Source organism: Nitrospinota bacterium (assembly GCA_016217735.1).
Taxonomy (GTDB): domain Bacteria; phylum Nitrospinota_A; class UBA7883; order JACRGQ01; family JACRGQ01; genus JACRGQ01.
Genome location: JACRGQ010000027.1, coordinates 1 through 24,874 on the forward strand (window position 1 = coordinate 1; position 24,874 = coordinate 24,874).

Annotated in this window: 24 protein-coding genes; 15 read left to right on the plus strand and 9 right to left on the minus strand. The window is 59.0% G+C overall.

What is annotated here, in order from left to right; genetic code table 11:
- From HZA03_04405 to HZA03_04435, 7 genes are all read left to right on the plus strand, one after another.
- Positions 1 to 330: hypothetical protein (locus HZA03_04405; protein ID MBI5637195.1), on the plus strand; the 330-nt coding region annotated here is incomplete at its 5' end.
- Between the two features lie 4 nt (positions 331 to 334).
- A complete protein-coding gene (locus HZA03_04410; GenBank protein MBI5637196.1) occupies positions 335 to 814 on the plus strand; it encodes a 6-carboxytetrahydropterin synthase in 480 nt (159 codons plus the stop codon).
- An 82-nt stretch (positions 815 to 896) separates the two neighbouring features.
- Complete coding sequence (locus HZA03_04415; GenBank protein ID MBI5637197.1) at positions 897 to 1,550, plus strand: HAD-IA family hydrolase; 654 nt, start codon at positions 897 to 899, stop codon at positions 1,548 to 1,550.
- Positions 1,551 to 1,556: 6 nt separating this feature from the next.
- Complete coding sequence (locus HZA03_04420) at positions 1,557 to 1,889, plus strand: YkgJ family cysteine cluster protein (GenBank protein ID MBI5637198.1); 333 nt, start codon at positions 1,557 to 1,559, stop codon at positions 1,887 to 1,889.
- A gap of 250 nt (positions 1,890 to 2,139) precedes the next feature.
- Entirely contained in the window at positions 2,140 to 4,761 is a 2,622-nt protein-coding gene (locus HZA03_04425; GenBank protein MBI5637199.1) for a type IV pili methyl-accepting chemotaxis transducer N-terminal domain-containing protein, read from the plus strand.
- Positions 4,758 to 5,660, plus strand: coding sequence for a carbon-nitrogen hydrolase (locus HZA03_04430; protein MBI5637200.1), 903 nt, complete (start codon positions 4,758 to 4,760; stop codon positions 5,658 to 5,660). The genes HZA03_04425 and HZA03_04430 overlap by 4 nt, the downstream gene beginning before the upstream one ends.
- Positions 5,657 to 6,703 (plus strand): agmatine deiminase family protein, encoded by a 1,047-nt coding sequence (locus tag HZA03_04435; GenBank protein ID MBI5637201.1) that lies wholly within the window; start codon positions 5,657 to 5,659, stop codon positions 6,701 to 6,703. The genes HZA03_04430 and HZA03_04435 overlap by 4 nt, the downstream gene beginning before the upstream one ends.
- On the opposite strand, the gene HZA03_04440 is transcribed toward HZA03_04435, so the two are convergent.
- On the minus strand, positions 6,704 to 6,919 hold the full coding sequence (locus tag HZA03_04440; GenBank protein ID MBI5637202.1) for a cation transporter: 216 nt from the start codon (positions 6,917 to 6,919) through the stop codon (positions 6,704 to 6,706).
- A gap of 11 nt (positions 6,920 to 6,930) precedes the next feature.
- The gene (locus tag HZA03_04445; protein ID MBI5637203.1) at positions 6,931 to 9,357 is read right to left on the minus strand and encodes a copper-translocating P-type ATPase; all 2,427 of its coding nucleotides are present in this window, start codon (positions 9,355 to 9,357) and stop codon (positions 6,931 to 6,933) included.
- A 158-nt stretch (positions 9,358 to 9,515) separates the two neighbouring features.
- Here HZA03_04445 and HZA03_04450 point away from each other — a divergent pair, with 158 nt between their 5' ends.
- From HZA03_04450 to HZA03_04475, 6 genes are all read left to right on the plus strand, one after another.
- The gene (locus HZA03_04450; GenBank protein MBI5637204.1) at positions 9,516 to 9,935 is read left to right on the plus strand and encodes a heavy metal-responsive transcriptional regulator; all 420 of its coding nucleotides are present in this window, start codon (positions 9,516 to 9,518) and stop codon (positions 9,933 to 9,935) included.
- Positions 9,936 to 9,994: 59 nt separating this feature from the next.
- Positions 9,995 to 10,474 (plus strand): hypothetical protein, encoded by a 480-nt coding sequence (locus tag HZA03_04455; protein ID MBI5637205.1) that lies wholly within the window; start codon positions 9,995 to 9,997, stop codon positions 10,472 to 10,474.
- Positions 10,475 to 10,549: 75 nt separating this feature from the next.
- The gene (locus tag HZA03_04460) at positions 10,550 to 10,993 is read left to right on the plus strand and encodes a prepilin-type N-terminal cleavage/methylation domain-containing protein (GenBank protein MBI5637206.1); all 444 of its coding nucleotides are present in this window, start codon (positions 10,550 to 10,552) and stop codon (positions 10,991 to 10,993) included.
- Complete coding sequence (locus HZA03_04465) at positions 10,990 to 11,430, plus strand: type II secretion system protein (GenBank protein ID MBI5637207.1); 441 nt, start codon at positions 10,990 to 10,992, stop codon at positions 11,428 to 11,430. Before HZA03_04460 ends, HZA03_04465 begins: the two co-directional genes overlap by 4 nt.
- 4 nt (positions 11,431 to 11,434) lie before the next feature.
- Positions 11,435 to 12,007, plus strand: coding sequence for a prepilin-type N-terminal cleavage/methylation domain-containing protein (locus tag HZA03_04470; protein MBI5637208.1), 573 nt, complete (start codon positions 11,435 to 11,437; stop codon positions 12,005 to 12,007).
- Positions 12,004 to 13,125, plus strand: a complete 1,122-nt coding sequence (locus HZA03_04475; protein MBI5637209.1) for a hypothetical protein — start codon at positions 12,004 to 12,006, stop codon at positions 13,123 to 13,125. Before HZA03_04470 ends, HZA03_04475 begins: the two co-directional genes overlap by 4 nt.
- 58 nt (positions 13,126 to 13,183) lie before the next feature.
- Here HZA03_04475 and HZA03_04480 read toward each other — a convergent pair whose 3' ends face one another.
- The 7 genes from HZA03_04480 to HZA03_04510 form a co-directional block, all read right to left on the minus strand.
- Positions 13,184 to 15,520 (minus strand): vitamin B12-dependent ribonucleotide reductase, encoded by a 2,337-nt coding sequence (locus tag HZA03_04480; protein ID MBI5637210.1) that lies wholly within the window; start codon positions 15,518 to 15,520, stop codon positions 13,184 to 13,186.
- Between the two features lie 335 nt (positions 15,521 to 15,855).
- A complete protein-coding gene (locus HZA03_04485; GenBank protein ID MBI5637211.1) occupies positions 15,856 to 16,479 on the minus strand; it encodes a PEGA domain-containing protein in 624 nt (207 codons plus the stop codon).
- An 11-nt stretch (positions 16,480 to 16,490) separates the two neighbouring features.
- Positions 16,491 to 17,042 (minus strand): hypothetical protein, encoded by a 552-nt coding sequence (locus HZA03_04490; GenBank protein ID MBI5637212.1) that lies wholly within the window; start codon positions 17,040 to 17,042, stop codon positions 16,491 to 16,493.
- Positions 17,039 to 18,238 carry a hypothetical protein gene (locus HZA03_04495; GenBank protein MBI5637213.1) on the minus strand — a complete coding sequence of 400 codons (1,200 nt, stop codon included), beginning with the start codon at positions 18,236 to 18,238 and terminating at the stop codon, positions 17,039 to 17,041. Before HZA03_04495 ends, HZA03_04490 begins: the two co-directional genes overlap by 4 nt.
- A gap of 172 nt (positions 18,239 to 18,410) precedes the next feature.
- A complete protein-coding gene (locus HZA03_04500; protein MBI5637214.1) occupies positions 18,411 to 18,656 on the minus strand; it encodes a transposase in 246 nt (81 codons plus the stop codon).
- 231 nt (positions 18,657 to 18,887) lie between these two features.
- Positions 18,888 to 20,396, minus strand: coding sequence for a response regulator (locus tag HZA03_04505; protein ID MBI5637215.1), 1,509 nt, complete (start codon positions 20,394 to 20,396; stop codon positions 18,888 to 18,890).
- 154 nt (positions 20,397 to 20,550) lie between these two features.
- Positions 20,551 to 21,963, minus strand: coding sequence for a hypothetical protein (locus tag HZA03_04510; GenBank protein ID MBI5637216.1), 1,413 nt, complete (start codon positions 21,961 to 21,963; stop codon positions 20,551 to 20,553).
- Between the two features lie 203 nt (positions 21,964 to 22,166).
- On the opposite strand from HZA03_04510, the gene HZA03_04515 reads away from it, so the two are divergent.
- Entirely contained in the window at positions 22,167 to 24,290 is a 2,124-nt protein-coding gene (locus tag HZA03_04515) for an adenylate/guanylate cyclase domain-containing protein (protein ID MBI5637217.1), read from the plus strand.
- A 103-nt stretch (positions 24,291 to 24,393) separates the two neighbouring features.
- Positions 24,394 to 24,873: an SH3 domain-containing protein gene (locus HZA03_04520; protein MBI5637218.1), complete on the plus strand. Its 480-nt coding sequence runs from the start codon at positions 24,394 to 24,396 to the stop codon at positions 24,871 to 24,873.
- Position 24,874 lies beyond the last annotated feature (1 nt).

Here is a 24,874-nt window from a genome sequence, read left to right on the forward strand (position 1 = left end):
GCCAGCGGCGTGAACGAGATCGTGGAATACGCCCACATCCTCACCGGCGGCGTGCGCGATTTCTCGCCAAAATTCGCCAAGGGGGCCGTGTTCCACTTTATCACCGCGAAACCGGGCAAGCTGGCAAACGTGGCCGGATTTGAAGCGGCGCGCACAATGCCGGGTATAATTGAAGCGGGGCTGACAGCCAAGCCGGGGGACACGGTAAACGAAATACGAACCTCCTCCGACCGGCTGGGGTACTTCGTCGCCGCCGGCGAAACGGCGGGCGAAGCGTACCAGCGGGCAATGGCGGCGGAACAACAACTGACCTTTGAATACGGAAATTAACCCGATGCACAAAATACGGCTGGTAAAACAAAAACTGAACTTCAGCGCGGCGCACTTCATAACCCTTGAAAACGAGTGCGAGGCGCTGCACGGCCACAACTATTATACGCTGGTGGAAATCACCGGCACGCCGGACGAGAACTTTTATCTCATCGACTTCGGCGTGCTGAAAAAAGAAATGCAGGCGCTCTGCGATTCGCTGGACCACAAAGTCCTGATGGCGGTCGAAAACCCGCACCTCATAATGGGCCCCAACGGCAAACAATTCGACGTGACCTACCGCGAAAAAAAATACTCGTTCCCCGCCGAAGACGTGGCCGCGTTGCCAATACCGAACACCACGGTGGAAATGCTTTCGCAATACCTCTGCGTGAAATTGAAAGATGTTTTGGCGCATAAGGGGTATCTGGGCAAAATCCGCTCCATCGAGGTCGGCGTGGAAGAGACCGCCGGCCAGTTGGCCAGCTACCGCATCGATCTATAACCCATAGCCCGGGATAAATGAATAAGGGTGCGCGGCATTATATGTGCCGGGTTAAAAATACAAATTAGGCTAAAATGGAAAAATGAACGTTATTAACGCTGAACTCATAATATGGGATCTCGACGGCACGCTGATCGACTCCAAAAAAGACATCGCTTACGCCGTCAACGAAACGCTGGAACGCATCGACCACCCCCCTATTTCCGACGAGGAAATCTACAGCTACGTCGGCAACGGCGTCCGCCCGCTCATTGAGCGCGCGGTTGCGGCCACCGGCGGCGGCAACTCGCTCGATACCGCCATCAGGCACTTTCAGGAAATCTACCTCGCGCACCTGCTGGATACCACCATCCTTTTTGACGGCATCCTTGACGTGCTGCGCCACTTTGAAAACAAAAAAATGGCGGTGGCCAGCAACAAGCCGTACAAGTATGTGGTGAAAATACTGGAGGGGCTGCATGTGGCCGACCTCTTCATGTCGGTAAAGGGGGGCGATTCGCTCCCGACACGCAAGCCTGATCCGGAAATGCTGAACGTGATTTTGCGCGAGGCGGGAATCGGCGCTAATAATGCCGTCTTTGTCGGCGACAGCGCGGTGGACATCCAAACCGGTAAAAACGCCGGCGTCCGCACCATCGGCGTATCCTACGGCTTCCGCCCCATGGCCGAGCTGATTGCCAGCGGTCCCAACCTGCTGGTGCCAACCCCTGAAGACCTGAAACGGGTGATACGGTAAGCGGTCATGAAAAAGAATAAGCCCGAACGCAAAGGGGAATGCGTCTCCTGCGGTGAATGCTGCCAGCGTGTCCGGATAACCTCGGTCTATAGCCACCTCGTCGCCAATCACGGATCCATCGATGAAGCGCGCATCTACTACTCGTACCGCGGCATCCGGTTGGCCGAGGCGCTGCCCGCCATCGACCGGGTGATGCTGGAGATCGACATCCCGTGCAGCCAACTCACCGCCGATAACAAATGCCGCCTGCATGAAACGCCGGAACAAAAACCGCTCATCTGCCACAAATATCCCTGGTTTAAAGACGATATCGAAGAATGCGGCTACCGCTTCGAATAACCAGGCCGATTATTTGGCGTGAACGGGCATGGATATGCGGTCTTTGGAGATTAGCCGGCCTTTCAAAAAGCGGAACTCGAAGGGAAAAGCGGCTGAATCCAAAGCTTTCGAGGCCGGCTATACCTCCACTTTTTCACGGCTTTACACCCCCGCGCAATCGTTGTAACCTCATGGGGAAATGCGGGGTTGCGCGGGGATGGCCCAGCCGCCGCCGCATTGGCATTTTGCCGGCGCAATTGAGGAGATCAACGTGCTTAAACTGAAAAGCGTGCAGTCGAAACTGGTCGCCGCGTTCGCCAGTTTTATGCTGTTCATCATCTTCCAGGCTCTGTCCACCTTCATTATTATAAGCATGCAAAAAGGCAACTACGACGTTCGCAACATCGTCGGCAAACAGATCACCCTCACCCAGGAGATCGCCAAAGAGGCGCTGGAAGCCGGACACGACACCTCGCGAAAAACGCTTGAGGATGCTCTGGACCGCTTCAGCCGTTACCAGGCCGGCCTCATGGAGGGGAACAGCGGTCACAACATCCCGAAAGTGACCGATGCCGAGGCGCGCGAAACCCTTGAAACCATCGACGCCCTCTGGCGCAAGTACCAGGCGGAAATCCATAGCATCTTGGCGGCCGCCCCATCCATCGCGCCCACGATAACGTTTGTGAAACAGAATGGCGAGCGGCTGCAAAACGAGGTCGACCGGTTGAACCAGACCCCAATCCGCACGCAAAGGCCGGAAAACTTCCAGGAAATTCATGGGCTGGGCGACAAGATACCCAAAGAGATCATGATGGTGATCGCGGGCGAAAGCCCCACCGCCGCCCTTCACAGCGACGCCGAACGCTTCGAGCGGAGCCTCCGCGCACTCAAGGCCACCGCGCACGATCCCGCCAGCGCCGCGCGCCTTGCCGATGTGGAACGGGTATGGAGCGAACTGCGCGGGCATGTGGATAACGCCGTGGGCCGCGGCGGCGTTATGAACGCAAGCCTCCAGGAAATTCATAAGATAAACCCGCTGATGTTGCGGGAACTGGAAAATCTGAGCGGCCGGATGGACAAGCTCATCGAGCAAAAAACTTTCATCATGGAGGTGAAGCCGGTAATTTTCCTCCTTGCCTCAATCGTGCTCTGCGTGGCGCTGGCGTTGATGGTGCGTAAAAACATCGTGGCGCCGCTGCTGGAATCGGTGGAATTGGCGAAGCGGATATCGAGCGGCAATATCACCGGCGGCGTCACCGTCGTCACGGATGACGAGGTGGGCAATCTGGGCCACGCGCTCAACGCCATGAGCAACAACCTGCGCGAACTGATCGGGCAGGCGAAGGAAGGGGCCGGGCAGGTGGCCGGCAGCACCATGAACCTTACCGCCCAGGCCAACGCGATGAAATCGAACACCGACACGGTAAACGTCTCGATCACCGAAACCGCGGCGGCCGTGGAAAGCATGGGCAAAACAACCATCCGCATACAAACGCGGGCGAACAAGCTGGCCGAATCGTCTGAAGCGGTCTCATCCTCAATCGAAGAGATGGGGGTTTCGATACGGCAGGCCGAGGCGGTGGCAAATAAAATGGCGAAGTCGGTCGACGATGCGTCGGCCAGCATCGAGCAAACCGCCGTTTCCATCCTGGAAGTGACCGGGAGCGCCGATCAAATAGCCAAACTGGCCGATGCCGACGCTGAACGCGTCACCGGACTCTATGGGGCGGTTCGGGACTTCTCCAAGCGGGCCGATTCCATCGCCTCCGCCTCGGATCAGGTATTCGCCTCGGTGGAAGAGCTGGCCGCCAACATCCGTGAAGTGGCCGCCAATTCGGGCGAGGCGGGAAACTTCTCCCGGCGCACCGCCGAAGACGCGGTCAATGGCACCAAAGCGCTGAACGAGGCCATCGCCGCGATGGAACGGATACGCCGCTTGGTGGAAGACGCCGCCCGCGTGATAAAAGGACTCAGCGGCCACGCCGATTCCATCGGCAACATCATCACCGTCATCGACGGAATCGCCGAACAGACCAACCTGTTGGCGCTCAACGCGGCCATTGAGGCGGCCCGCGCCGGGGAACACGGCAAGGGCTTCGCCGTGGTGGCCGAGGAAATCCGCAAATTGGCCGAACGGAGCAGCATGGCCACCAAGGAAATCGCGGGCCTTATCAAAGGTGTGCAAAAAGAGAGCGCCTTGGCGGTGAATACCATGAACCGCGGCACCGCGGAGGTGGAACAGGGGGCATTGCTGGCCCAGAACTCCGGCGAAGCGCTCAAAACCATCGTGCTGGGCGTGGAAAAAACCGTGCAATTGGTAAATGCCATCGTCACCGCCACGCGCGAGCAGCAGTCCGCGTCGCAGCAGGTATCCAAAGCGATGGGCGACGTGTTGGAGCAATCGGAGGAAATCAAGGAAAACTCCGCCAAACTGGAGAAGGACGCCGCCGAGGTGATGGAGCATGTGAAACAGGTAAAACTCGCTTCCGGGCAGATAGCCCGCTCCACCAAAGAGCAGTCCTCCAGCATCGAACTGATCGCCCGCGCCATTTCGGAATTGAACGACGTGGCCCAGCAGGTGCTTGCCGGCACCAAAGAGCAAACCGTGGCCGCCGATCAGATCATAAAAGCGGTGAACAACACTTCCGAACAGCTCTTCGAGATAAAGGGGGAAACCGACGCGCAAGCCGTCATCGCCAAGCAGGTGGGCGATGCGATGCGGAAGGTCTCCGCCCTTTCAAATGAAAACAGGAAACAGATCGAGACCGGCGCGGCGGAAATCGCCGCGATGGCCGCGCAAGCGCGGGACATGGCGGAACTGATAGCCAAGTTCCGCATCGATGAACAAGCGACACGGGCCATCACGCCCAGCAGGGATACCTACGCATCGTGAAGCGGAAAACAAAAATCGCCCTCGTGCAGATGGCGATGGGCCCCAACCCGGAAGCCAACCTCAAAAAAGCCGTTGATAAAACCGCCGAGGCCGCCGGGCGCGGCGCGGAGGTGGTCTGCCTGCCGGAACTTTTCAAATCGCTCTACTTCTGCCAGAAAGAAGACGCCTCGATCTTTGATCTGGCCGAGCCAATACCCGGACCGTCCACCGAAGCGCTCGGCGCACTGGCTAAAAAACATGGCATCGTCATTATCGCCTCGCTCTTCGAGCGGCGCGCCCCCGGCCTCTACCACAACACCGCCGCCGTCATCGACCGCGACGGCTCGCTCGCCGGCGTTTACCGCAAAATGCACATCCCGGACGACCCGGCATACTATGAAAAATACTACTTCGCTCCCGGCGATCTTGGCTACAAAGCGGTCGAGACATCGGCGGGAAAAATCGGCATTCTCATCTGCTGGGATCAGTGGTATCCCGAAGCGGCACGCCTCACCGCGCTGCAAGGAGCGCAGATACTTTTCTACCCCACCGCCATCGGATGGCACCCGCATGAGAAGGCGCAATACGGCGCGGCCCAACACGATGCGTGGCGCACCATCCAACGCTCACATGCCATCGCCAACGGCGTCTATGTGGCCGCCGTTAACCGGATCGGTCACGAACGGCTGGATCCCGCCGCCCCCGGTATCGAATTTTTCGGCGGTTCGTTCATCGCCAACCCGTTTGGGGAAGTGATCGCCGAGGCTTCCACGGACAAGGAAGAAATTATCATTCAGGAGATAGACCCGGCCCGTTGCGAGGAAACCCGCCGCAACTGGCCCTTCCTGCGCGACCGCCGGATAGACAGCTATGGCGACATAACCCGCCGCTTCCTCGACCCCGCTCCCGGCAGAAAATGAGCCTGCGCAAAACGCCCGCCGCGCTTGGCTTCGCCATGCCGGCCGAATGGGAACGGCATGAAGCGACATGGCTCGGCTGGCCCCACAACAAGCATGATTGGCCCGGAAAGTTTGCGCTCATCCCGTGGGTGTTTGGAGAAATGGCGAAGGCGCTTTCGCCCGGTGAAAAGGTGCGCATCCTTGTGAACGATGCTCCGCGCGAAAAGGCGGCACGCCGCGTACTGGAAAAATGCGGCGCGGTTATGGAAAATATCGAGTTTTTCCGTTTTCCCACAAACCGGGGGTGGACGCGCGACCTCGGACCGGTCTTTGTGAAAGATGGAAAAGAAAGCGCCATCGTTAATTTCAAATTCAATGCGTGGGCGAAATATCCCGACTGGCAGAAAGATAACGGCATCGCCGGAAAAACGGCGAAGAAGCTGGACAAAAGGATATTTGACGCACAACACTTCGTGTTGGAGGGAGGGGCCATCGACGTGAACGGGCGCGGCACCCTGCTGACAACCGAAGAGTGTTTGCTGGACACCGAAACGCAGGTGCGCAACCCCGGCATGGGACGCGCCGAAACGGAGGCGCAACTGCGCGCCCTGCTCGGCGTGAAAAATATCCTCTGGCTGGGAAAAGGGATCGCCGGAGACGACACGCACGGTCATGTGGACGACCTCTGCCGCTTCGTGAACCCCACAACCGCCGTGCTCTGCCGGGAAAATAACAGAAACGACGCCAACTATGCGTTATTGGAGGAAAACCGCGAACGGTTGCAGGGGATGCGCCTTGAAGACGGAAGTAAAGTGCAGGTGGCCGCGCTGCCGATGCCCGCGCCGGTTATTTTTGACGGCCAGCGCCTCCCCGCTTCGTACGCCAATTTCTACATCGGCAACGCGGCGGTGATCGTTCCCACCTTCAACGACCCGAACGACCGCATTGCGCTCGGCATTCTTTCAGAATTTTTCCCCGGCCGCTCCGTCATCGGCATTCATGCCGTTGACTTGGTGTGGGGACTCGGCACGCTGCACTGCCTCACCCAACAGCAACCCGCGTAATCAGTTCCCGCTGATGCCGGTTACGGTATACCCCGCTTCGCTGACGGCGCTCTTCAGCGCATCATCTGAAACGGGAGTATCGCCCTCGACCACCGCGTTTTTCTTCGCCAAGTCAACGGTTGCCGATTTCACCCCCGCCACTTCCCGCAACGCCTCCGTCACATGCTTTTTGCAGTTGTTGCAGGTCATTCCCTCGATGGAAAGCACTTTCTTCATGGCATCGCTCCTTATTTAAAATTCCTCAGCCGCAAGGCGTTAAACACCACCGTCACCGAGCTCAAGCTCATTGCCGCCGCCGCGTACATCGGTTGCAGCAGCGGGCCGCCGAACAGCGCCAGCGCCCCCGCCGCCACCGGTATGCTCACCGTATTATAAAAAAAGGCCCAGAACAGATTCTGCTTGATGTTCCGCACGGTTGCCCGGCTCAACGCCAGCGCCTTCTCGACGCCGCCGAGATCGCCCGACATCAACACGATATCGGCGGACTCGATGGCAATGTCGGTGCCGGTGCCGATGGCTATGCCGAGGTCGGCGCGCGCCAGCGCCGGGGCATCGTTGATGCCGTCTCCGACCATTGCCACCTTCTTTCCCGCGCTTTGCAGCTTACGCACTTCGGCGTCTTTCTCGTGCGGCAACACGCGCCACACGGCGCGGTCCACCCCCGCTTGCGATGCGATGGCCTTCGCCGCCGCCTCGCCGTCGCCGGTGATCATCACCGTTTTCAGGCCGAGTTTTTTCAATTTTTCAATCGCCATGCGGCTCGTGGCCTTTATTTTGTCCGTGATGCCGAGCGCCGCCGCCAGCTTCCCATCCACCGCCAGATAGAGCACCGTGCCGCCGGTTGCGGTGAATGCCTGCTCGAACAACGCGGCCTCAGCCACGGGCACCTTCCGTTTTTCCATATATGCCGCGTTGCCCAGCGCCACAACTTTTCCTTCGGCGCGGCCGCTCACCCCGAAGCCGGGATCCGCCGCAATTCCCTCCGCCATCGTCCAAGCCGCACCGCGCCCTTTGGCGTGCTCCAACACCGCCGCCGCTATCGGATGCTCCGAGCCGGATTCCACCGCCGCCGCCAGCGCCAACGCACGCTCTTCGGAAAACCCGCTGTAGAACGCGCTCTCCATCACGCGCGGCTTTCCCTCGGTGATGGTGCCGGTCTTGTCAAACAGCACCACGTCCACCTTCCCCGCCATTTCCAGCGCAGCCGCCTTCTTAATAAGAATGCCCATGTCGGCCCCCCGGCCGGTGCCGACCATGATCGCGGTGGGAGTGGCAAGGCCAAGCGCGCAGGGGCAAGCAATGATAAGTACCGCTATGAAGATGGTAAGCGCGAACTCGAACGATGCGCCGCCGGCGAACCACGCGGCGGCCGCTCCCATCGCGATGGCCACAACCGACGGGACAAAAATCCCCGATACCCGGTCGGCCAGCGCGGCGATGGGAGCTTTGGTTCCCTGCGCGTCCTCCACCAGTTTCACGATGCGGGCCAGCGTTGTTTCCGACCCCACCCGCTCGGCGCGCATCTCGACCACCCCCTCGCCGTTCACCGCGCCGCCGATGAGCGCGGCCCCCGGCTTTTTCGGCACCGGCATCGGTTCGCCGGTGATCATGCTTTCGTTCACGCTGGTACCCCCTTTCACCACTAGGCCGTCCACCGGTATTTTTTCACCCGGCTTCACCAGCAGCAGATCGCCGGGATGCACCTCTTCGGTCGGAATCTGGCGATATGCGCCGTTTTCGATAAGCGTCGCCTGTTCGGGGGCGAGCTTCAGCAATTTTTTCAGGGCTTGGCTGGTGCGTCCCTTGGCGCGGGCTTCGAGATATTTCCCCACCAACACCAGGGCGATGATGAATCCCGCCGATTCATAGTAGAGGTTGTGGGCGAAATGGACATCACCGCCCATTATTTTCACGGTGCCAAAGAACGAATAGAGCACCGCCGCCGTGGCCCCCATCGCCACCAGCGTATCCATGTTCGCCCCGCCATGCATCAGCGCCGATCCGCCGGATGTATAGAAACGCCGTCCGGCAAAAAGAACCGGCAGCGTGAGAAGAAGCTGCGCCGCGGCGTAACCGAGCGGCGCGGCATCGGGGTCGGCAAAGGAAAGCGCGGGCAGGCCCGCCATCACCCCCATCGTCAGATAGGCCAAGGGAATCATAAAAAACATCGCCAGCGCGAGATTGAAGCCCGGCAATTCGATAAACGGCGTCTTTTTTTCCGGCTGATCGTGCGATACGGAGAGCGGCTCGTATCCCGCCCGTGTTATCGCGTTTTTGAAGTCTGAAAGGCGGGCCGTCCCCGCATCGTATGTCACCGTCGCTTTTTCGGTGGCAAGATTCACGGTGGCCTCCAGCACGCCGGGAGTTTTCCTCAGTTCCTTTTCAATCCGTGCGGTACAGGCGGCGCATGTCATCCCCTTTATCGGGATGGTCACAACGCTTTTTTCCCGGGGGGCAACGCCGTATCCCGCCTTCTGCACCGCCACTTCCACCTTTGCCGCATCGGCGGACCCGGCAACGCGCAGTTTTTCGGTTATGAGGTTAACGGCGGCGTCTTCCACGCCATCCACCTTTTTTACCGCGCGTTCGATGGCACGGGCGCAGGCGGCACAGGTCATGCCGGTAATACGGTATTCTTTCGTTTTCGTATCCATGGTTTTACTATACTCCCTTCAAATGAAACCGTCTGCAATGCGTCCGGCTCCCCCCGCCATTCCTGATTACAGGATACACCCTATACCTATGTATAGGGTCAAGTGTGCGCTGCAAAATAATTGCACCCCGCGGGCGCGGCGCGGATTATCATAAAAGCATGAAGGAAAATGGCGGACGGCGCCTCACCATCGGCGCGCTGGCGAAGGCGGCGGGGGTCAACGTGCAAACCATCCGCTTTTACGAGCGGAAGGGACTCCTTAAACCGTCCGCCCGGCTCTCCTCCGGCTACCGCCTCTACGACGCCGAGTGCCTGAAACGGCTGAACTTCATCATCCAGGCCAAAGGGCTCGGCTTCAGCCTTGCGGAAGCCAAGGGGCTGCTCGGCCTCCGGGTCCGTTCGGCCGGCAATCCAGACATTGTCCGGGAGAAAGTGGAGAAAAAGCTCGAAGAGGTCCGGCAGAAGATCGTGCGCCTCCGGCAGCTTGAAAGAACGCTTACGCGGCTGGCCGACGACTGCCGAGACCGCCGGGTGACCGATCACTGCCCCATCATCGAACGGATGGAAGGCCCCGTTTGAAGCGCGGCCGTGATTAAAGTCATAGCGCGCCGTGAAGGCTTTGGTATCATTACGCCAATATGGCATTTTTGGAACAGCACTACGGGCTGATTGTTTTCTTCCACATCATCTCGGCCGATATTTTCGCTTTCACGCTGGTGGTGATGCAGTACGCGGTATCTCCCGCGATGGCAAAAATGCCGGCGGGGCCGGAAAAGGACGCAGCGGTCAAATTCCTGCACTCCCGCTGGCATCCGGTGGTGGATGCGGCGATCATCGTTTTGAGCCTCACCGGGTTTCTCATACTGCTTTTGCGGTGGCGGACGATCGGCGCCGTGTTCACGCTCCACTGGAAGACCTCGTTCGGCTTCGTCGCCCTTCTCTGCGCGGGCCTGCTGCACTTTTACTTCCGCGGCTACAAAGCGCGGCTCAAAGCTGAAGGGCAAACCGAGCGGCTGAAAAAGATCAACAGACTCACCGGCTATATGGAGAAAACGGCTTTAGTCACCGGCGTCCTCGCCTACCTCGCCGGCATCTCCCACAACCACTCCCCGTTCTGACGGCGCATCCACCCTTTCCGCAACGGTAGAACGTACCTTGCCACGGCTTCATGCCGCTTGGTATCATTTGCACACATGAAGCGGCGAACCGGGGAGAGCGGCGGATTTACCATGATCGAAATAATCATGGTCATCGTCATTATCGGCATCCTCGCCATCGCGCTTATTCCCCGCGCCAGCCTCATCGGCGGGCCTGCCCCGATGGCGGCCGATGTGATCGCCAGCGACATTCGCGTGACGCAACGGGAGGCGATGAGCCGTGAAATTCCGCTGTCGGTTACTTTCGCGGCGGGAAACGCAACCTACCAATACGCCGCCGACGCGGCCGGCAACGGCGAGGCGCGCAATCTGGCGGAGTTCGGCCCAAACGCCGCCATCGCGCAGGGACAGACGATAACCTTCAACAGTTTGGGTGAACCGGCGGGACTGACGGCCCCTCTCGCCATCACGGTCACGGACGGCGAAGCGGTAAAAACCATTTCAGTGGAACCGTACACCGGCGCGGTTACCACGCAATGAACCAAAGGGGAATCACGCTTCTCGAGATCATCATGGCAATCGTGGTGCTGGGAATAACGCTTCCCCTGCTGCTGATGCCGTTCATGCAGGCATCGAAAGGGATCGGTCAATCGGCGGAACTCCCCGCGCTCAGCGCCGCCGCCCGCTACTGCATGGAAAAGGAGATCGTTACCGTCCTGCCAAGCCCCGCCGCCTGGCCGAAAGCGCTTACCGGCGATTACCAGACCGCCTGCACCGATCCCAACAACCCGTCGTTTACCGCCACGATCACCGGCTTTTTCCATGACGCGGCGCTGACGGCGCGCACCGATGGCACATTGGACAATCTCCCGCCCCCCGGCGGGAAGGACTCTTACCTCGTGCTCACCGTAACCGCAACCAACCCGGCGACCGGCCAAAGCGTTACCCTGCAAACCCTTAAAGCAAGGGCGCTCTAACGCCATGCGGATGGAACAACACGGCTTTACGCTGATCGAACTGGTAACGGTGATCGTCATCGTTGGCATCATGGGGGGCTTGACCTTCGCATTTCTATCCAGCGCCGCGAATACCTGCCGCCTTGCCGCCAGCCAACAGGCGCTGCATGGCGAAGCGTGGGTGGCGGTGGAACGGATGGTACGCGAAATGCGATCGGCGGTACCTCCACCGGCTATCCCCCCCGCCCCGCCCCGCCTCACCCCCGTAACGCTCCCGATCCCCGGCGGCTCCGGCGGCACGCTAGCCTTTGACGACATACAAAAAAGCGACCCCGTAAAATGCGCGAAGTGCGTGGACAAATCGACAACCATCACCTACAGCCTCGCGGGGAACCAGTTGATGCGCACCGGTGATATTTCGGGCGCCCACCCCATAGCCTCCGGCGTCACTGCGTTCACGGCGCGCCACGATATTGACGGCGTGATATCGGTTCAGCTTACCTTGGCGGACGGCTCCGGCGCATTCACCCTTTCAGGCACGGCCATCCCTTTCATGAAGATAAATCCAAACTACACCCCGCGCGGAGCCGTGCAATGAACGCCGCACTCAATAATGCGCGGGGGATCACGCTGATAGCCGTCATCTTTCTGCTGGTTTTTCTGGGTGGACTCGGCATAGCCGTCTCGCGGCTGGCCCAAAATCAGGCGCTCACCGCCGACAGCGCATTGGCGGCGCAGGAAGCTTTCTACGGCGCATACGCCGGTGCCGAATGGGGGCTGCGCCAGCGGATAGAGGCTCCCCTCAACACCCCATTCGCCACGCTCGCCGCCGATTTCACCGCGGGAGCCGCGATGCCGGGGGGTGTCTCTTTCACGACGGCTTACACGCGCGCGAACGATACGCTCACCGCGGCATCGACGGTGAGGGGCTGCACCCGCTCCCTGCAGGTAACCGGCTTCTGCTGCTCCGTGACAAACCTCTACGGATATGGATGGTGTTGCCCCGTAACCTGCGGCACCAGCAGTCCCCAAAACCTCTTTGCGTTGGCCGGAGGCGGCAACGGCATATTGGCCAATCAGCCGATCACTTTCGCGCCGCCGCAAGTGGCGAATGCGGCGGGAGCCGGGCTTGTTCTCGCCGGCGGCCAAACATACAGCGGAGTCGGCAACACCCTCCCCCCCGTTGGAACAGCCCCGGCATACATCAACATCACCGGCGATCTCACGCTGGGAGCCAACGCGCAAATGACGATCAACGGCCCCGCCGGGGGAAGCACGCTCACCGTCTATGTCGGCGGCAACATGACGCTCGGCGATGCCGCCGCAATCACCGTCAACGGCAATGTCCAGTTCGTGATAACCGGCTCGCTCACGATGCTCCCGAATAGCGGACTGTTGCTCAATCCAAACGCTGAACTGCTGGTGCAAACCGGCGGCGGCGTAACGCTCGGCAACAATGCCGCGCTCAATAGCGGGCCTGGTAATGGCGGCGGCGCCGCCAACGCCCTCATCATGAGTGTGGGAAACGTCCAGATGGGATCGGGGGTTTTGTTCCAGGGCGGAATTTATGCGATGGGAAACGTCGCGGTTGGGCAAAACAATATAATCACCGGAGCGATTGCCGCCGGCGGCGCCATCACCGTTGGCGCAAATGCCACCGTTGCCCCCGGCCCGGCCACCGCCACACAGTCACTTGCCGCCATCAGCCCCTGCTGAGCGGCAACTCAACGCACATGGCGGTGCCCGCCGCGCCGTGTGGCGTACCGCTAAAAAATCAGCTGCACTTGCTGTAGCCGCAGCCGCGGCAGGTCATGCACCCTTCGGCGTATTCCAGCGAGCCGCCGCAGTCGGGACAGGCCCCGATGCTGATGGTGGCATCGGCGCCGCCCGCGCTGTTGCCGTTGCCGTGGCCGCCGTCGTACCCTTTCTTCGGGTTGGTGCCGGAAAAATCCTTGCGGACGAAGCGGCCCAAGGCCTTGCCGATGGCATCGGCGCAGGAAAGTATCTTGCCGCCGCCGCTTTCCCATGCCGGCTGGTGGCAGGAAACGCCGATGAGCTGCTTGTGCAGCTCGTTCGCGTCTATGCCGGAGCGCATGGCGAGCGACACGAGGCGGCCGATGGATTCCGTTTGCGACGCGGCGCAGCCGCCGGCCTTGCCGATCTGCACGAACATCTCGAAGGGATTCCCTTCTTCGTCCGCGTTGATGGTGACGTATATCTTGCCGCAGCCGGTGGTAAGCCGCTGCGTGCTGCCGGAAACCACCGCCGGACGCGGTTTCGGCTGGAGTTTTACATGGATGGTCTGCATTTCCGGATCGGCGGATTTCGCGTCTTCCTTCTTCGTGCCGGTCTTGCCGGTGGAAAGCACCTGCCCCTCGCGCGAGCCGTCGCGGTAAATGGTCACCCCTTTGCAGCCGAGACTGTAGGAGAGCATATACGCCTCGCGCACGTCGGCCTCCGTCGCGCCATCATTGAAGTTCACGGTCTTGGAGACCGCGTTATCGGTGTGCTTCTGGAATGCGGCCTGCATCCGGATATGCCACTCCGGCGTGATCTCGTGCGAGGTGACGAACGCATCCCGCACATCCTGCGGCACTTCGGAGAGGCCGTGGAGCGACCCCTTGAGGGCGATGGTCTGCATCAGATCCTTCGAGTAGAAACCCCGCTCCTTCGCCACCTCTTCAAACAGCGGGTGGACTTCCACCAGCTTGTCGTTATCCATCACGGTGCGGATGTACGACACGGCGAAGAGCGGCTCGATGCCGGAACTGACCGCCGCGATGATGGAGATGGTGCCGGTCGGCGCAATAGTCGTGGTGGTGGCGTTGCGCATCTTCGGCGAACCTTTCTTGTCCCAGGCGCTGCCGGGGAAATTGGGAAACGCGCCGCGTATCTCGGCCAGCTTTTGCGAGGCCTTTTTTGATTCGGTATCGATGAACTGCATCACCTTTTCGCCCAGTTCGACCGCCTTTTGGCTGTTGTACGGCACACCGAGCATGATCAGCATGTCGGCCCAACCCATGACGCCGAGGCCGATCTTCCGGTTGGCTTTGGTCATCTGCTCGATTTTCACGATCGGGTAACGGTTCATGTCGATGACATTATCGAGGAAGTGGACCGCGCCGTGCGTGATCCGCTCCAGGCCGCGCCAGTCGATATCGCCGTCCTTCACGAACTTGGTGAGGTTAATGGAACCGAGGTTGCACGACTCGTACGGCAACAGCGGTTGCTCGCCGCAGGGGTTCGTGCTTTCCATCTGGCCGATGTGCGGCGTGGGATTGTCCTTGTTGATCCGATCGATGAAAACGATGCCGGGGTCGCCGTTCAGCCAGGCGTACTTCACCATCTCGTCCATCACCTCTTTGGCGCGCAGTTTGCCGGCGGGCATCCTGCGGTACGGGTCGACCAAGCCGTATTCGCCGTCTTCCAAAAGCGCGTTCATGAATTCATCGGTGATGGCGACGGAGATGTTGAAGTTGGTAAACGAAACGTGATCCGCCTTGCACGCGATGAAGTCCATGATATCCGGATGGTCCACGCGGAGGATCCCCATGTTGGCTCCACGGCGGGTTCCCCCCTGCTTCACCGATTCGGTGGCGGCGTCGAACACTTTCATGAAGGAGACCGGGCCGGACGAGACGCCGCTGGTGCTTTTTACCCGGCTTCCCTTCGGGCGCAGGCGCGAAAAGCTGAAGCCGGTGCCGCCGCCACTCTTGTGGATCATCGCGGTGTCTTTCACCGTTTCAAAAATGGAGTCCATCGAGTCTTCGATCGGGAGCACGAAGCAGGCGGAAAGCTGCTGCAGTTCGCGGCCGGCGTTCATCAGCGTGGGGGAGTTCGGCATGAATTCCAGCTGCGCCATCATTTGGAAAAACTTTTCCTCAACCTCGGTAATGTCGATGTCCGGCTGATAAAAGGCATCCGCTTGGCAAACATTCCGGGCAACCCGGCGGAAAAGCTGCGAAGGGGATTCAATCACCTTCCCGTCTTCGTTCTTGGTCAGATAGCGCCGCTCAAGGACTTTTATCGCGTTTTCCGTCAACGCGGTTTTTTCGTCTTTCGCGATGGTTTTTGAATTTGCGCGGCCTTTGATCGTCTTAGAATCCCCCATGGCAAGTCACCCCCAGAAACTTAAATTTAATCAAAACTTCAACCCCTGCCTGACAAACAACAAACTATATGTAGTGTGTAAGTTATTTATAAACCCCATATGTTGTGTCGTCAACTGAAAAAAGACGATTTGGGTGAACTTTGGGAAAAATGCCCCTTGAGTGTTAGATGAAAAGACGGGGATGTATGGACCAGCTAACTGTTTTAACGCTATATTTCAATAAGATATAGCATTTTAAGAAGAGAAACGTTATGCGTTTTTGCATAAATCATTTCATTTCTTTCAAATCTTTCAAATTCAGCAAATAATAATCTTAAAACGCATCCTGAAAAGGCTCATGGCGTTGCCTGAGCCTGTTTTTTTTCCACCATCAATGCGCTTACGCGCATCCCCTTATACGCGTTGAACTTGTGCTCCCACTCTTCATAGCCGGGATAGATAAGGCGCAAAGTGTGGTTTCCCTCCCTGATCGGCAACTCAAGCGGCGTACTGCCGGCGTAATAACCGTCCACCACCACTTCAGCGTTGGGCGGTGTGCTTTGAAACAGCACGTAGACCTGGCCGGGGGTTTTGGGTTTTTCCGTTTTGATAATTTTTTCGGGCGTCCGCTTTTCAGAAGCCGTCTTTTCCGCGGCAGGCCTGGGGAGCAGCACCATGGCTGGCTCGGGAGCCATGTGCGGCGCGTCCGCCTTGGCCTGCTTCTGGGCTTCGTTCCCCACCGGCTGCACCAGCGCCTCATTTTGGGATGCGGGCGGAGCGACTTTCCTCTTTGTTTTTTTCGCCGCCTTGGGAGCCGCCTTTTTCGGCGTTTTTTTGGCGGAAACTTTTTTGGCCGGCTTCGCCGGTTCCTTCATCTCGTCCGCCGGGGGCGAAACGACCGACAGCACCTGGCCGTCGGCATACGCGATACCGCCCCAAACCAGCGCCGCCAACAAAACCGCACCGATTGTTTTAACCATACGTCATCCCCTTAAAACGGGGTAGTCCCCTGGATCAGGCTCTGTATTTCCTGGGTCATCGCCACTTCAAAGCTCACGGTGGAGATCACCGCCGGACTCTTGGTATCGATGAGGCGCGCGTTGATGATCACCGACTGCTCGGTGGCCACATAGGTGCCGGCCAGCACGGTGCGCGCGCTGGCGTTCCCGGCAAGCTCCGCCACGTCGCGGGTGAGAATCATCTCCCCCACGTCCTTTTTCATGAAGAGGTCCTGTGCGCGGCGCACTTCCAGCACCTTGAATCCCTTTTTGCTCAATTCGTCGATCAGCCGTTCGGCCATCATCCGCCCGAAGACGGATGTTTTATTGAGGTCGTTGAGGTCCACAAACGTCGTGACAATCACCGGCGCGGCCATGATGTCGCGTTTTTGGAGATTGCGGTGCAGCTCGGTGGCGATGTAGAGCGTGCCGAAACGGTCGTCACGTTCCGACGTCATGATGTTCTTGGGGGGCGGCATGCGCAACAGGCTGCACCCGGCGGCAAACAGCGCCAGCAGCGCCACGGCGATAAGTTTGGTTTTCATTTGCGCACCACCTCTTCAACGTAATTGTTGGCGCCCACCCGTTCATACGGCTCCTCGAACATCCGCTTCATGAATGGATCGTCGCGGCGGAGGTTCATCTGGAACAGCCCAACCGATACCACCCGGCGCGATTCCGGCAGCACCAACCGCGCATGGACGATGACGGTATCGCCCGCCTTGGCGTAGGTTCCCAACACCACGGCATCGGCCGCGGCCCCCTCTTTCACTTCATCCGGCTCGCGGGACAGCGCATGCTCCCCCACGTTGGGCTGCGGCATCAGTTCCCGCGCGGTGCGCGTTTCCACAATGCTGAAGCCGCGGCGGGCCATCCGGTCCATCACCCCTTCGGTGAGGAACCGCCCGAACGTATTGGTGCGGTTCAGCTTGTCCACATCCACAAACGAGGCGACCGCCACGGTCTGCCCCGGTTTCCCGCGCGTCATGTTGCGGGCAATTTCACGGGTAAGCCGGTCGATTTTCAGCGCGAGCATCTTGGGGGTGGAATCGGTTTCATCCACCGCCAGTTCGCGGATTTCCATCATGCTTTGCGGCGTCCCGCCCTCCGCTCCCGCCTCCTCTTCGCCGTGCATCAGCGCGGCGGTAAACGGATCGTCATCGGTGCGGAAATCGGAGGTGGCCACCGACACGATGCGCGAGGTGGCGGCATCCAGCAGGCGCGCCTGAACGGTGATCACGCTTCCCGCCGTTTCGTAAGTCCCCACCAGCACCGCATCGGGCTTGTAGGGGGCCGCCATCTCCTCCAGTTTTCGGGTAAGGGCGAATTCGCCGTTGTTATCCACAACGTTCACGTCCTTCCCCATCCGCAATTCGAAAACGCGGTATCCCATGGTATGAAGCGCATAGACCAGCCGCTCGGAAACCTGGCGGCCGAAACGGCTTCCCCCTTTGAGATGCCCCAGATCGACAAACGTGGTGACCACCACGGTGTGGGTGCCGGCATCATAGTTTTGCAGATAGCTTGAAAGCTGGCTGGCCAGCGATACCACTTTGGCATTGAAATTATCCGGGCTGAAACTTTGGGCGGCGGCCGCCGCGGTTGCGGCGGCTGTGGCGTTTTTTTGAACCGGCTCCTGCTTATCAGCCCCGCCGAACATCCCCTTGACCGACTGACAGCCGATGCCCAATACCAGCGCAATCATGACAGCGGCGGCAATCTTCATATTCGCTATTTTCATATTTTCTGCCCTAATCATCCCTCTCGCACCCGCTGCATGCGGATTGCGCACATGTATATTTTCGGCAAACGGCGAAAATTACTTAAGTCTTTCTTTTTCAGATAAGCGGAAGTCAGTTCAGGTCTTGCTTTATAGATTTTACGGAAACAATGCTATAAAGCAAGACCTGACACTAATCCCCTTTCTCAGTTCCCCGACCTTCTTCATTGTACTGTTCCAGCCCCCGCTCCAACTGTTTTTCCCGCGCGGACGGCTTGGAACGCGGGGTTCCCTCGTGGATTTGCCGCTTCCAGCGGTCTACAAGGGATGAGGCAAGGTTATGCTCCCGGCAAGCCTGCGACGCTGTGATCTCTCCGCTGTCGATCCGGGCGACGAGGTCTCGCTTAAACTCTTCGTCAAAATGCCGATACTTCTTCATCTGTCCGACTCCTTACGGGGGTTCTCCCCATTATCGGACAGGTACCCTAATTCAGCTCGGAACACGCTCCAATCCCAGGGGCGCAGTCCAATCCGCGCGGGGGCAAAAACCATGTTTTCGAGGCGGATATTTCTGCAACAATCCGGGACAAACGGCCTTGGGGCCGATGCGAGGAAGCTTTGATAATAATTTCTGGGCGCCGGTTCAAGACCGGCATGACACGGAAAGCGGTCAGATGAACTGGTCGTGTATCTTCTGGATGGCGCCGTCCTTGAAAATCTTGTTGAACGCCTCCGCCACCAACGGATCGAAATGCCTGCCGGCCCCCTCGATGACGTACTGGTACGCCTTTTCCATCGGCCACGGCTCCTTGTACACCCGCTTGTTGGTCAGCGCGTCGAACACGTCGGCCACGGCGGTGATGCGGGCGGCCAGCGGTATCTGGTATTCCACCAGTCCATCGGGATAGCCGCTGCCATCGAACCGTTCGTGGTGCCAGCGGGCAACCTCGCGTCCCATTTTGAAGAAGCCGCTCTTGCTGTTCAGTATCGCCTCCCCGTGAACGGAGTGCCCTTTCATCAGGTTGAACTCCTCATCGGTCAAGCTCCCCGGCTTTTTGAGGATGGCGTCGGGGATGGCGATTTTTCCCACATCGTGCAGGATGCTGGAATAGCTGATCTCTTCCGCCTTGGTCTCGGAATAATTCATAGCCAGCGCGATATGGCGGGTATAGCCCGCGATGCGGCGGACGTGGTTGCCGGTGTCGGTGTCGCGGTATTCCGAAGCGACGGCGAGCATCATCAACGCTTCCATATTCGCCTCGTGCAGTTCGCTGGTGCGGAACTCCACCATTTTTTCCAGGGACTCGTTGAAGGTCTTGAGGCGCAAGTTCGCCATGGAAAGCTCGCTGTAGAGATGGCGCACGCGGATATGCGCCTTGAGCCGCGCCAAAAACTCCTCGGTGGCGAACGGCTTTATCACATAGTCGTCGGCCCCGGCGTTGAGCAGCATGGCGATGTCTTCCTTGTCCGCCATCGTGGAGACGATGAGGATCGGCATGAACGCGTGCTCCTGGCTGCCGCGCACCATGCGGCAAAGCTGGTGCCCGTCCATGTTGGGCATATTGATGTCGCTGACCAGAATGTCGATGTCCTTGCGCTGTTGCAGGCAGTTCCATGCCTCCATGCCGTCGCGCGCTTCCACCACCGTGTGCCCCTGCTTTTTGAGGATGCCGACGATGATGGCGCGTATGGTTTCGCTGTCTTCGGCCACCAGTATCGTCTGGGGAACCGTCACATGCTTTACGTCCAGCAAACGCTGAATGCGGGACGCCAGTTTGCCGCGCGGGAACGGGGTAACGAGGTAATCCACCGCGCCGGCGGCGAACGCCGCGCGTTGCTGTTCAGGAGTTCCCCGCTGCGTCACGAAAAGCACCGGAATGTCGCGGGTGGCGCGGATGCTTTTCAGGCGGCGGCAGACATCGATGCCGCCCATCTTCGGCAGATCCACCTGCATGGTGATGGCGTCCGGCCTTTCCTTTTCCGCCAATGCCAGCGCCATTTCACCGTCTTCGGCGATCAAAAATTCCAGCGAAAGCTCGGCCAATTCGCTTTGCAGTACCATCCAGGCGATTTTATTGTCTTCAACAATCAATATCGTGCGCGGTTTGGCCGGCTCCGATAGAAGGGCGGCCGCATTGTCGGCGGACATTTTCGCTTCGGCCTCTTTCGTTTTTGGCATAATAATCAGTATACCCCAAAGAAGAATGCCGCGCGATTCAAGAATTGCTCGTAACATTCAAGAATTGCGCCGCGTGCGCAAGGAGGGGCCCCCGGAGTGTGTCCGGCTCCGGGGGCTTTTGAATGAGACTGGGCGTTTTAGAGAGGAGGAGGAGTTAGATCGCCCAATCCCATAGGAGGAACAGCTTGTTTTGCAGGTCATAACTCCCGCCGTTGCCCATCATCCGCGCCTGTTCGTTCGAGGTGTCAAGCGTCCACTGCAAGCTGATGCGCGCGTTCTGCGCGGGCAACGCTTCCCACTTAAGCTCGAACTGCGACACTGTGGCGGGGGCAATGGAGGCCGTGACGCCGTTCACGGTCTGCTCGTAATCCTTCACGGTGGAAGTGCCGTAACGCATGCCGAAATTCATGAAGGGGCTGATGCGGTAAATCCACGCCACCGCCAAACCGGTCCGCTTCATCTGCGTCTGCGTGTATGTATTAACCCCGCTCACCCTCTGTCCGACGGAGAAATTATTCATGTCATAGGCCGCTTCCAATTCCCATCGGTCGGCACGGTAATTCATGGCGAAAAGATAGTCCTGCGTTTTTTCGTCGGTGTTCAGGCGATCCGGGGCGAACTCGTTAGCCGCCGCGGCCGTCTGCCCCAAGTCGTAGGCATAGCCCGGTGCGGCCGGCTTGAAAAGGAGCTCGCCGCTCTTGTTGTCCCAGTAGCGGAACGAGCCGGCAAAACCGCCGAGATCGACACGGGCCATCAGGCTGTATGCGCTGCCGCGGGTGCTCACCCCTTGCCCCACGCGGCGGCTGCCGGAGACCACCACCACATCGTAGCTGAACGGGCCGTAATCCGGATTGCCGAAAAAGCGTAATCCGCTGTCGGTATAGCCGAGCCCCAGCCCCACATCGCGCGCGCCGGCGTTCAGGTTTCCGAAAAACGCCGGATTGGCCGAACCGAACCATTCACGGTTCGGTGAAACGGCGTCCGAATCGGCGGTGCGGAGACCGCCAAGGTCGACGCCTAAATAACCGGGACCGAAAATATTGGCGACACTGAGGTGCCCTTGGTCGATGTCGGTTTTGCCCACTTGGTACGCGGCGAAGTAACCGATGTCCTGCTCAATCGTGCCGGCGGCATACAGACCCATCGTATTGCCGTTCATGCAGCAGGGAAAATTGTTCGCCTGATCGCCGTTCGGCCCCGACTTCGGCCCGAACACCGAAAGCCCTCCGCTCATCCGCAAACTTAACGGGGGATTTGCCTTGCCGGTATCAAGATGCAGGTCCAGCGCGGGGGATATTTTTCCCGTCTCGGAGCCATCGCGGGAGTCGGACATCTGGTAGGCATTCATCTTATACTTGAATCCCTCCGCATTGAGCCGCGGCCAAACCGTGTGGCAGAGGGTGCAGGGAGCGTTGTGCTTTTTGGCAAACGCGGGAATCGCCTCGGCCCGGTCGGGCACGGCGAAAAACGCCAGCGCCAAAGGAATTAAAAAAACGAAACCGCGAAGGCGGACACTGGCATTAATATGCCTGATTGCGGTGGTGATGCTGTACTGAATGGAACCCAAGTCAGTCCTCCTTGTTGGAAAATGTATATCAACAGTAAATAAAAGTCAACAAATATCTTTTAAATATTTATATGTTATTCTTAGCATATATGAAAGGGTTAACCTATTCATTTTTTCATCGTCCCTCCCCACCCCCGTCCCGAATCTTGGAGGTTTCAATTGCCGCACGATGCGACATATAATCGTTCCGGGAGCGCAGGGGAATGAATAAAAAGAAAGCCACAACCGTTTTAGGCCTCGCGGGGGGGGCATTCCTCATCACTTTTTTACTCTTCCAGTTCGGCTTCTTCAAAAAATTCGAATACCTGGTTTATGACCAGGCGGCGAAATGGGTACGTATCCCCAAAGCCGCATCAGATCAGGTGGCAATCATCATGGTCGACGAAGCATCACTCCAGGCGCTTAACGCAACGGTCGGCCGCTGGCCTTGGCCGCGCGCCCTGTTCGCCGACTTTCTCGAATTCATCATGATGGGGGAACCGCGGGCCGTCCTCTTCGATATCCTTTTCACTGAAACGCATTTTCCCCGCGATGCCAAAGGAAAACTCAACCCCGACGACAACGCGCTGGTGGCCGCCACGGCGCAAAGCGGCCGGATGACCCTTTCGATGCAACTTATCAAGGATACCGAAGACGAAAAGAATAAAGGCCTCATGAACCGCCCCCTCCCGCGGGACTTTCTCGACCGCTACGCGATGAAAGGGATCACCGGCGCGATGCCGGGGGCCGGAGAGAACAACAACTACTACATCCCCATCACCGAACTCTACCGTGTGGCGCACAACGTCGGCGTGGTTGAATTCGCGCCCGATGAAGACGGAGTATACCGCCGCACCCGTCCCCTCCGCGAATACGGGGGGTACTATTTTCCCGTGCTGGGCGACGCCCCCTTCCTTGAGGGAAAGCGGGTCGTCACCACCGGCTCGTCCCTCGTCACGGAAGACCACACCGTTCCGCTCGACGCCGAGGGGAAATACCTCATCAATGTTTACGGCAAATTCAACACCTACTCGATCAGCGGCATCTTCGCCTCGCTGCAAAAAATCCGCGCGGGCGAATTTGAAAACCTCATGGTCGACCCGGCGGAATTCAAGGACAAAATCGTCTATGTGGGGGCAAGCGCGGTGGGGGTGGAAGATTTGAAGCCGACCGCCATGGCCCCCCTCTCTCCCGGCGTCTTCCTGCACGCATCGCTCGCCAGCAATTTCATCCTCAACGATTTCCTCGTTCCGCCGCGCCCCGGCGTCACCGTGGCGTTGCTGCTGCTCTTCTCGGTCATCGGCTCCGCGGGAACGTTCTACGTGCGCTTTTTCGCGCTTAAATTAGCGATCCCCGCCGCCGCGGCGGCGGCGCTGGCGGGAGGTTACTACTACAGTTTCTCGCACAACCAACTGATCGATTTCATTCCCCCCTTCGCCGCCATCGTCCTTTCCAGCGCCGGCTCCTTCGCCTACCAGGTGCTTACCGAAGGGCGCGAAAAGGCGCGGGTGCGCCAGATGTTCTCGCAGTACGTCTCCCCCGAGGTGCTGACGATGATGACCGAATCCCCCACCGACCTCGCCCGCCTGGGCGCCGGCACCAAGGAGGATATCTCGGTGCTCTTTTCCGACATCCGCGGTTTCACCACCTTCTCGGACAAGACCTCCCCCGAACAGGTGGTCGCCATGCTCAACACCCACTTCAACCACATGACGGACGCAATCTTCCGCACGCGGGGAACCATCGACAAATTCATCGGCGACGCCATCATGGCCTACTGGGGCGCGCCCGTGAGGCTGCCGGATCACGCCATGCGGGCGGTCGCCGCCGCCATCGACATGACCAAACTGCTGACGACGGTCAACGCGGAACTGGCGCAGAAAGGAATCGTGATGGATCTGCACATCGGCATCGGCATCAACTCGGGCGAAGCAATCGTGGGAAACATCGGCTCGGAAAAAAAGCTGAATTTCACCGTTATCGGCGATACGGTGAACCTCGCCTCCCGGCTGGAGTCGCTCAACAAAAATTACGGCGCGCCGATCATCATCTCCGAATTTACTTACCGCAAATTGGATAGTAAAATGATTTGCAGGACTTTGGACCGCGTGCATGTGCGCGGCAAAGCCGAACCGGTCCGGATTTACGAAGCGATGGTCTATGGCGGCGATGCGGAAAAGGGCGCCGCCGAAGAACAGGCGGCCCTCACCAACCGGGCTTTCGAGGCATACGAAAAAGGTGATTATAAATCGGCCCTGGAAATGTACAATAGAGTCGATAACGCCACGTTGAAGGAACTTTTTACGTCGCGGTGTAAAAAAGAACTTGGAGAAGGGAATGAACGGTAACCGCGCCCGGTTATGGCGCGGGAACCGGGCATTGGCGCACGGACATTAAGGAACTCATTACCGCGCGGCGCAAGGAAAAACTTGAACTACAGGAGGATTTCCAATGAAACGAGCATTGTTGATAACCGCCATTCTGGCTCTGCTGCCCGGCATGGCCGCCGCCGCGGATGCCCTGTTCGTGCAAAGCGCCAAAGCCAAAATAATGAGCGAGCCCAACTTCAAGGCGGAGACGGTCGGTACCGTTAACCGCGGCGACCGGCTGGAGCGGATGGAAACCAAAGACGCATGGTTCAAAGTGAAAACGGGCGGCAAAGCCGGCTGGATTAACCGCCTGGCGGTGGCCGATACGCCGCCGATGGATAAAGTAACCGTAATCACCGCCGATGCGGAAGACCTGCAGGAAAAATCGCGCAAGCGGAGCAGCGCCATTACCAGCGCCGCGGCCGCCCGCGGCCTTTCGGACGCCGAACGCAAACGGATGAGCGACATCGGGCAGGCCGATCACCAATCCCTGGCCCGCCTGGAAAAAGTGTCCGGCTCGATAACCGACCAGGAACTCCTGGACTTTGAAGCGGGGAACTGAC